Below are 10,232 nucleotides of genomic sequence, written 5' to 3' on the forward strand. Positions count from 1 at the left end.
ATACAAACAATGATCCCAATTACACAAACTACTTTAACTGTTGTACTGGTAATTGTTTGATATGTACTTAAAAAATCTTGTGTTGATGATGAACCGCTAGTTACTGAAGTAACTGCACTGTCAATTTTATGTTGTAAATTACCATCGGGATCACTAAGTTTTTCTTGAATTAAAGCTACTTGTTCATCAGTTATTTCTTGACCGATAACACTTTCTATTTCGGAAATATTTTCAGTAAAAAGCTGAGAAATTTGATCAGTAATTTGAGTGGCATCAATGGTTTCATTATTTAAAGCTGCTTCACTAACTTGATCTAATAAGTCACTAGTAAAAGAATTAATCGAACTACTGTTAGAAATAACTTCCTGGACCTGTTCAATTTGCTGGTTTGATACATTAGGGAAATTTTCCTTAATTACCTGTTGTAATTGACTAGTTGTTTCACTAGCAACGATTGCATTAGAAACAGCTTCACTAGCCATTGATTTGATTGGAATACTAATTGTAAGTAACAAGATAAATCCAATCATAATAATTGTTATTACGATACTTGCAAACTTTTTCATTTTATCGCTCTCCTTGTAGATTTATTATAGTTATTTATGATTCATAAATCAATTTAAAAATGTCATGTTTACCATGACATTAATTATAACGCTTTTTGCGATTACTTTCTTTTACAATATAAATTGGTCGTGCTTTATTTTCCATATAATCCTTAGAAACATATTCACCTAAAATCGCAATCAGTAGCATTTGCGTTCCACTTAAAAATAAGATCAAACAAACAATAGTCGTATAACCACCAACCCGATTACCAAATAATAAAGTAGATAGAGCTGTATATATAGAAAGGAAGATTGATCCAACAAATAAAATCACACCAAAAATCCCTGCTATTTTTAAAGGAGCAGTAGAAAAAGAAAACATTCCTTCTAAGGCATAAGCAAACAAACTTTTAAAATTCCATTTAGTTGTACCCGCAACTCGTTCAACATTATGAAATGGTAACCATTTTGTTTCAAAGCCAACATAAGAAAATAACCCTTTCATGTAACGATTATATTCACGCATTTCAATGATTGAATTAACCATTAAACGACTCATCATCCGAAAATCACCAGCACCATCACTCATATCTAATTTTGACATTTTTTGCATTATTTTATAAAACATCTTACTTAAAAAATTACGAATCTTCCCTTCACCTTCACGATCGATCCGTTTTCCGGCGCAACAATCATATCCTTCTTGACTAACCGCCTGATACATTTGACTTAATAAATGCGGTGGATGTTGTAAATCAGCATCCATGATAACACAATAATCACCAGTTGATTTTTCTAAACCCGCCAGCATTGCGGCTTCTTTACCAAAATTACGAGAAAAAGAATAATAATCACAATGTTCATCATTACTGCTGATTAATTTTAAAATATTAATCGTTTGATCACTGCTGCCATCATCGACAAAGATAATTTCGTAATCGATATTTTCAATTTTTTTCAGTTCCTTACTAACTTCCTGGTGAAACATTGGCAATACTGCTTCTTCATTATAACAAGGAACGATTACACTAATTTTGTCCATATTCATGTCCTCCTTTAGCTGAAAAAATCTTAAACTTACATAATCCATAATTAGATACCACTGTAACAATACTAACAATTACTTTAGCAATCATTTCATCAAATGCCATCATTGAAATAAATAAATACAATAATCCATTTTCAACCAATAACGTCGCTAACCGTAAGATAAAAAACTGGTAAGCTTCTTTTTTAGTATCATTATCACTTTTAAAAACAAGCTGACGATTAGCAAAGTAAGCAAATATAACTGCTGCTAGCCATGATACAATATTAGCAATCAGCCAGTTAAAATTGCCTGCTTTGATCATCACATAATAAACAATGAAATTAACTAGTGTCGTACAGCCGCCGACAAAGACATAACTAATTATTTCCTTTAATTCCTTTTTCATTTCTTTTTCTCCCTTGAATCACAAACAAAACTACTCCTGCAAAACTACACATCAAACCAATATCTTTAAATGGTGGTTTAAAAGTAATTTCAATCTCATGTTTTCCTGAAGTTATCTTCGCTCCTAAAAAAGCTTTATTAACACATTCACCTTTCACTATCTGACCATCAATTTTTAGTTGATAACCATTTTGATATGGTAAAGAAGTTACTAAATAACCATCTTCTTTAACATCAATTACCCCTTTTGCTACCTTACCATCTTGATTATAAGTACCTTCAAACTTATTAATTTGTTGATTACGATTTTTGATTACATCATAATTTAAAGTATGAATTTTAATATTTTGCAGGTCATAGCGTCCTGACGTGAATTCAATTGATAAGTTATTAAGGGCATCATTTTGACTAATGATATAGGTAAAGTGTGTATTTCCATTAGGATACGGGGCACTGGAACTTGATAATTTATTTTTGATCTGGTTGATCGTTATCGACGTATCTCTAGTTTTTAAATATTTTACTTTATTAAGATCAAATTCGATAATTAGAATTTGATTCGTTAAATCCTGATTGAGTGATAATTCCAATGTTCCTTTACCTTTAGTATTGACCCGATAGCCGTTTTTTATTGGATCAATCGTTAAGTTTTCACTCTGTTTATTAACCGAGTATTTTAAATCAGTTGTTTGTATTTTACTTTGATAATTTGTTTTTCCATTTTCAACAATGACATTGTTGTATAAAGTATCCAAAGTCATTGGAAACTGTAATTTATCAAAGGCCTGTAAATCGTATGTATCATTAGTAGCATAGATAATCGGTAAAACATTATTATTTTGATATAAATTGTCATCTATTTTTTGATAGCCAATTGGTACTGCTTTTGTACTATAAATGGTTTTAACACCCATAAAACCTTGAAAGAAAATATTTGAATTAGATAGCATCGCTACTCTATTTCTAATCGAAATCGGATTATTGATCAAATCATAATAGAATTGATTATATAAGCTATTATTAACTGAGCTATATAATGAAGTTCTTAAAGCATTATGATTAACTAAATTCGATGTATCTAATGCTCGATCAAAAATATCAAAACGACTATCATTATCTACTTTAATTCCACTTTTACTAGAAACTTGTCGATATGTATCAAGTGAAACAAAATCTTCTTGTAAATTAGTAACATAGCTTAATACTAATGGCATAATCATTAATAAAGGTAATACTTTAGTTGTTTTATGAAGATAAATAATCACTATTATTAACGATAGTAAAGCATCTAGAATAATTAATGGCTGATCATAAAAACCAGCTAGAGGAATTAGAATTAAAATTAACATTTTTATTTCTAATCTCACATTATTAGCTTTTAACTTTTCTAACGTATAAATTACCACATAAATAATTAGCGGGATAAACGGGATCAGTATTTTAGTTCGTGCATATAAAAACCCATTTAATCCAAAACAAAATATTGGCACGAATAACAACAACAAAATTTCAACGCTTAATTTTCTTACTTCCCTGAATTTCAAACTTAAAACAATACCAATCCAGCTTAAGTATGCCATCCCGCAGCCATAGCCATCATATAATAGTCCATTTAAATTTATCCTAGGAATCAATAATGTTAGAACATCAATTGTTTTACCACCGCTTTGATGGTTTTCCAACATTACGTATGCAGTTGGAAGCAACAACACTCCACAAATTAAAATACTTGTAGCAACAGGCTTAATAAATTCATATAATACTTTTAAATTAATTTTCTTAACCGCATAACAATAATAACTAAACAGCATGATAATTCCAGCGATACTAAAAAAATAACTATTAACAATTACCAGCACCAGACCAATTGTAACCAATATATTCTTTTTTCCTTGTAACATTCGATCAATTCCAATTAGTGCTAATAACAATCCTGGTAAATAGTCGACAAACATAATTTGCCGATGACTATGAAATAAAACGGAAGAAGATAGTAATAAAACAGCTCCGATCAAGCTTAATGTGTTACTAAAGTGTTTGCGTTTTAACCATAGATAGATCAAAATAACACTCAAGCTTAAATTGATTATCATATAAGTAATTATTATATCTTTCATGGCAATACCTGGGATCAAACAGCCTATTAATATGTCCGGTCGAAACAAACCATAATATGATATATTATAAATATTCTCACCAGCACCAATGTTAAAGGCAAAATTGGGGAAAAGTGTTTTATTTTCTAACATTGTCTGGCGTAGATAATCAGCTAAATTTACATGTTGGGAAAACCAGTCGGTATTTGAGCCAAAGATACACGAAGAAGGCGTGATGATAAAAATCATCACTAATGTTAAACATATTAAAAAGATAATCGAATATACTACTTGCTTTTTTTTCATTACTATCAATCTCCCGGGTTAAATTATTATATACAATCCTTAAGAATCGCCTAAAGAACATCTAAATATTTCTTAATTTTAACTTTTAAAAAAACATTTCATCCTTATTATGATGTATAATTAAAGCGAAAGTTGGTGAATTTATGACAAATAATAAAATATTAATCGTTGATGATAATCCAGAAATTAGAGAAGTTCTAAATGTTCTATTATCAAGTGAAGGCTACGAAGTAATCGAAGCCAAAGATGGTCAAGAAGCAATTGATCTAGCTAGTGATGAAATTGATCTGTATATCTTAGATATCATGATGCCAATCGTTAATGGTTATCAAGCTTGTGTTGAAATTAGGAAAAAATCAAATGCCCCAATCTTATTTTTAACTGCTAAAGGTCAAGAAAGTGACAAAACTTTAGGTTTTTCAAGCGGTGGTGATGATTATTTATCAAAACCTTTTTCTTATAACGAATTAACAACACGGGTCAAAGCCTTACTTAGACGTTATTACGTTTATCAAGGTAAAGATGAACATAAAAAAGAAACTGATGATCAAATCGTATATGAAAATATCGTGATTAATCCAAGTAATGAAACCGTTCTTTTAGATGGTAAGCCAGTTGAATTAACTTATTTAGAATATCAGATTCTTTATTTATTAGTTAATAATCGTAAACGTATTTTTTCTACCCAGGCTTTATATGAAAGCATTTGGAATGAACCATATTATTATAGTGCAAACAATACAATTATGGTCCATATTCGAAATTTACGAAAAAAAATCGAAGCTAATCCACAAAATCCAAAGATAATCAAAACTATCTGGGGAAAGGGTTATCGTTGTGATTAAAAAAGGTTTTCAAGATAAGTTAAGTATTCAAATTTCCGCAATTATTACTTGTTTTGGGATTTTAGCTATTTTAACTTTTGCCTTTTTATATTCTTGTCGAGATTATTTTTTCAACTTTGTAAATGATTTAGGGATCATTGATGAAAATACTGAAGATTATGTTTTAGCGATCGAAGATAAATTAATTGATAGTGATGTATCGATAAATGACAGCGAAACTATCAATAATATTATTGGCAGTAATGAAATTTATAGTATTTTAGTTTATAACAGCAATGAAGATGTTTTTATTACTGGTTCCTATGCTACTTTGATGGATGATTTTATTATTAGTGCCACCATCTATAATAGCGAACCGATTTATGATGTCATGCCCTATACTAGTGTTTTAGAATTAAAAGACGGATCAATTACGATCTATGCCTATTCTTACGCCATCGCTAAATCGGCGATTCCATATTTAGTCTTATCAATTATTATTTCTTTGATTGTCTTTATTATTCCGCCGTTTTTATTTATTAAACGCAAGGTTAAATTAATCATTAATTTAAAAGATGAGGTAACGATCATGTCCCAGGGTGATTTAGATCATAGCATAAATATCCGCGGTAATGACGAAATTGCTGAACTGTCACATCAAATTGATAATCTACGAATCACTTTGAAAAACAATTTCCTAACGGAAGAAACTAATCGTAGAGCTAATTATGAATTAGTAACTGCCTTGTCCCATGATTTACGAACCCCGCTTACTTCATTAATTGGTTATCTTGATATTATTCGTTTAAAAAAATATAAAAACGAACAGCAATATCATCAATACCTTAATAACTCAATTGATAAAGCTAGTCAAATCAATGAATTAGCTAATAAGATGTTTGAGTACTTTTTAGTTTTCTCTAAAGAACAAGACAGTGAACTAACCAAGATTTCATTAGGTGTCATTTATGAATACATGCTGGAAAATATTAATATCTTAGAAAAAAACGGTTTTATTGTTAATAAAACACTTAAACAGGCGGATGTATTTATTAATGCTAATATTAATTTACTCAAACGAGTAATTAATAATATTTTTTCTAATTTAAATAAATACGCTAGTAATCAAGAAGCAATTGAAATCAAATTAGAAGTAACTGATAAAGATTTAAAACTAACTTTTAAAAATAAGAAAAAACCAACCTTTAACTATATCGAAAGTAATCGAATTGGTTTAAAAAGTGTTGCCCAAATGATGAAGATCCATGAAGGTGATATGACCGTTAATGAAGATGAAAATAACTTTACTGTCATTATTAGCTTTCCATTATTAGTCTAGTTAGTGTATAATAGAAAAGCAAATTAATGATAAAGGAGATTATGATGCAAGTAGTCGCAAAATTCGAAAAAGTATCAAAACAACAATTTATTAAAGATTTTCAAGATACATTTACAAACTATGATAGTGAAACTATCAATCAAATCTATGAAAATTTAAAATTACCAAAACGAGCTACAACTGGTTCCGCTGGTTATGATTTTTATACTCCAATTGATTTTACTTTAAACCCTCAAGAAACAATTAAAATCCCAACTGGAATTCGCGTAAAAATCAACGAAGGCTGGTTTTTAGCAATCTATCCTCGTAGTGGTTTAGGTTTCAAATATCGTTTACAATTAAATAATACGGTTGGTATTATTGATAGCGATTATTATTTTAGTGATAACCAAGGGCATATCTTTATTAAAGTAACAAATGATAGTAATGAAGCAAAAACAGTTGTACTTAAAGCTAACCAAGGTTTTGCTCAAGGAATTTTTATGCCTTTTGGCATCGTTGAAGATGACGATACTAATACAATTAGAAATGGCGGTTTTGGTTCAACAACCAAATAAAGGAAATCTCATGGCATTCCATGAGATTTTTTGTTCTCTTTTTAGCTTATATTACTTAAAATAACGACAAATTTTACAATTATTTTATTAATTACGACTACAAATTAATAGTAATTTATGGTAAATTTTGGTATTATAATGTTATATTAAAGGAGGGAACTAAAAATGAATATTTTAGATAAATATTCTAAAAAGAAAACTATTTATCTTTTAGCTACTATTTCATCTGGTTTTATGACTGTAATGTGGCTACTTGATAAAATGGGATTTCAAGCAGGAAGTAGCTCTAGTTTAGATAATTTAGCTAAGCTTGGTTCTTTAGCTACTTTGATTCAAGTCATTTTTTATCTATTAATGGCTGCTGCCGTTATTACAGCAATCTTAAGTGCTTATTATTTCTTTACTAAAGATAAGCAAGATTACATTATGCTAGGGGAATTGATCGGTTCTGGTATTAGTAGTGTATTACTTTTATTATCAATGTCTGGGATCAATTTTATGTGTAAAGTAATCAGACTAGCTTCAAGTGGGGATTATTCTTCGCTATACTCATTAGACATGAGTTCAGCTCAAGAAAAAATAATGAGTGCTGGCAGCAATTTAGAAAACTACATGTATGTTTGTATCGCATTCTTTATTTTCAATATGGTTGTTCTTTTAATTGTTAAAAATGTTATTAAACTTAATAACTTTAACTATACTTTAAATGATGGTCCAGCATTTAATAATTTCAATGGAGATTATCAAAATACAACACCAAATAATGGATTTGATACAACAAATAACACTTATACTGGATATGCTGGTGGAAATAACCAAAGACCACCACGAAAAAGCTTTAAAGAATTTATTGCAACTAAAAATGGTAAAATTACAGTTGGGGTAGTTGCATTAGTTGCTGTAGCTTTTATCGGTTATTTAGTTTATGACAAATTCTTTAATTTTACTGAAATCGATCTTGCCAGCAACATTACTTGTGAATTCTATGGTAAAGATGGTCAAGGATATCTTACTGATGTAAAAAATGATATCGATTATGATAAAAATAACGAACAATTAGCTAATTTCGTTAATACAACAAGTCTTGATTATGAAGTAACTCGTGATTTATCTAATGGTGATAAAGTAACTATTACTGTTAAATACTCTAAGGAAACTGCTGATGCTAATAAGATCAAAGTAACTAATGATTCTAAAACATTTACTGTAAAGGGGTTAATCGAACGTTACAAAAAAGCTTCTTCTTTACCTGATGATTTAGTTGATCAGTTAGAATCTGAAGCTGACGATAAAGCAGCTGATGTTTATGATGATGGATATTCAACTACTTATAGCACTTCATTAGATTCTTTATGGTTTGCTAAAGGTGATGATGAAGATATCGCTTGTGCTGTTTATAAAGTTGATGAAACATATACTTCTTATAGCGGTGAAGTAACTCAAAAAACTTATTACAGTGTTTTCTATAGTGGTACTGAAATTGATAGTGCTTATTTAGATGATGATGATCATTATTGGTATAGTCGCTATAGTTCATTAAAAGATAGCCAAGGAAATGAACTTACTACTAGCGATGGTGTTGAAGATGCATTAAAAGATATCTATGATGATTATAGTGTTGAAAAAATTAAATAACTAGTAACCAGGGCAAATCCCTGGTTTTATTTTTTTCGATTTAACTGTCGATATTTATTAGGAGCCATGTTCATTTTCTCTTTAAACTTTTTGATAAAAAAACTGGGACTATTAAAACCACATTGATAACTAATTTCTGTAATTGTAAGATCTTTTTTCAACAATTCTAAACTCTTTAAAATACGATAATTAGTAATATAATCAAAAATAGAACAGCGAACTCTTTTTTTAAAATCCCGACATAAATAATTCTTACTAACTCCTACCTCATTTGCAATATTCTCTAAAGTCAACTTTTCATCATAATGATTTTCTACATACGAAATAACTTGTTTTATTCTTTCATTATCATAATGATTAGAAAATTTAAAATAATGATGATATAAAATATCCCAAACTGATAATAAACTTATATATATTTTTAATTCATCTTTAACTTGAAAATAATTATAAATAGCAATTAAATTCTCATAAATTTCTTGATAAAATATATCATTTTGTCGAATTAAACAATAATCAACTTTATCATCTTCAATAATCGGATAAAAATATTTCGTATTAATAATATTACCAGGATAAGTATATAATAACTCCGGTTCGATGTTATAACATAAATAATAACTAACAACATTATCTTGATTAATTACATTATGAAGCACTCCGGAATTTATAAATAAAATATCACCCGTTTTCATTTCTAAAGCATCATTGTTAATATGAAAACAAACTGCCCCTTTTTTCAACAAACAAAACTGGATTGAATTATGCCAATGCCAAAAAATGTGGTTAATATTATTGTTTTCAACATATTTTTGATAAATTTCCATCGGAAACTCTAAACTACCATGTCGAGTTTTATCCTGATTTTTTAAATCAGCCATATATTCACCTCCAAAGATAATATAATTATATTATTAATTTATATACAATTGAAAATATAATAAAAAAGCTATTAAAATTATATCATAGAAATAATTTAATAAACACTAAGGAAAAATGAATTTTTGATTTTTTAATGCTTTATTAATTTAAATCCGTTATAATTTCTTTATCTTGATATAAGGAGATAAAAATGACATTACAACAACTAAAATATATTATCGCTATTGCTGAAAGTGGCTCAATCACTTCAGCTGCAGCTAAGCTTCTAATTGCACAGCCAAGTTTATCAAAAGCTTTGTCTGATTTAGAAAAAGAAATGAATATTACTATTTTCTATCGTAATAATCGGGGAATTTTCTTATCCGAGGAAGGTGCCAAATTTCTTTCTTACGCTAGACAAGTACTTGAACAAGCTGATTTATTAGAACAACAATTTAAACATAAAGAAATAACTAGAAGAGTATTTGCGGTTTCCAGCCAGCATTATGCTTTTGTCGTTAATGCATTTGTGGCTTTAGTTAAAGAATACGGTCAAAATCAATATGAATTCACTTTAAGAGAATCAAAAACTCATGATATTATTGAAGACGTTAGAACTTTTCGTAGTGAA

At 28.8% G+C, this 10,232-nt stretch carries 10 protein-coding genes; 5 read left to right on the forward strand and 5 right to left on the reverse strand.

The genetic code is table 11. The annotated features are described in order from the left end of the window. The 4 genes from J7M77_RS06345 to J7M77_RS06360 form a co-directional block, all read right to left on the reverse strand. The coding region (locus J7M77_RS06345; protein ID WP_296876993.1) for a hypothetical protein at positions 1-566 on the reverse strand (566 nt) is incomplete at its 3' end. 79 nt (positions 567-645) lie between these two features. After that, the gene (locus J7M77_RS06350) at positions 646-1,590 is read right to left on the reverse strand and encodes a glycosyltransferase family 2 protein (protein ID WP_296876994.1); all 945 of its coding nucleotides are present in this window, start codon (positions 1,588-1,590) and stop codon (positions 646-648) included. Continuing rightward, positions 1,577-1,984 (reverse strand): GtrA family protein, encoded by a 408-nt coding sequence (locus J7M77_RS06355; RefSeq protein ID WP_296876995.1) that lies wholly within the window; start codon positions 1,982-1,984, stop codon positions 1,577-1,579. Before J7M77_RS06355 ends, J7M77_RS06350 begins: the two co-directional genes overlap by 14 nt. Further along, positions 1,956-4,385, reverse strand: coding sequence for a YfhO family protein (locus J7M77_RS06360; RefSeq protein WP_296876996.1), 2,430 nt, complete (start codon positions 4,383-4,385; stop codon positions 1,956-1,958). Before J7M77_RS06360 ends, J7M77_RS06355 begins: the two co-directional genes overlap by 29 nt. Positions 4,386-4,528: 143 nt before the next feature. On the opposite strand from J7M77_RS06360, the gene J7M77_RS06365 reads away from it, so the two are divergent. The 4 genes from J7M77_RS06365 (at position 4,529) to J7M77_RS06380 (ending at position 8,740) form a co-directional block, all read left to right on the forward strand. Continuing rightward, positions 4,529-5,230, forward strand: a complete 702-nt coding sequence (locus J7M77_RS06365; RefSeq protein WP_296876997.1) for a response regulator transcription factor — start codon at positions 4,529-4,531, stop codon at positions 5,228-5,230. Next, positions 5,223-6,548, forward strand: coding sequence for a HAMP domain-containing sensor histidine kinase (locus J7M77_RS06370; RefSeq protein ID WP_296876998.1), 1,326 nt, complete (start codon positions 5,223-5,225; stop codon positions 6,546-6,548). Before J7M77_RS06365 ends, J7M77_RS06370 begins: the two co-directional genes overlap by 8 nt. Positions 6,549-6,592: 44 nt before the next feature. After that, on the forward strand, positions 6,593-7,105 hold the full coding sequence (locus J7M77_RS06375) for a dUTP diphosphatase (RefSeq protein WP_296876999.1): 513 nt from the start codon (positions 6,593-6,595) through the stop codon (positions 7,103-7,105). 165 nt (positions 7,106-7,270) lie between these two features. Further along, entirely contained in the window at positions 7,271-8,740 is a 1,470-nt protein-coding gene (locus J7M77_RS06380) for a hypothetical protein (RefSeq protein ID WP_296877000.1), read from the forward strand. Between the two features lie 26 nt (positions 8,741-8,766). On the opposite strand, the gene J7M77_RS06385 is transcribed toward J7M77_RS06380, so the two are convergent. After that, entirely contained in the window at positions 8,767-9,621 is an 855-nt protein-coding gene (locus J7M77_RS06385; protein WP_296877001.1) for an AraC family transcriptional regulator, read from the reverse strand. 191 nt (positions 9,622-9,812) lie between these two features. Here J7M77_RS06385 and J7M77_RS06390 point away from each other — a divergent pair. Continuing rightward, on the forward strand, positions 9,813-10,232 hold a 420-nt coding region (locus J7M77_RS06390; protein ID WP_296877002.1), incomplete at its 3' end, for a LysR family transcriptional regulator.

Source organism: Thomasclavelia sp., from assembly GCF_017889095.1.
Lineage (GTDB): Bacteria > Bacillota_I > Bacilli_A > Erysipelotrichales > Coprobacillaceae > Thomasclavelia.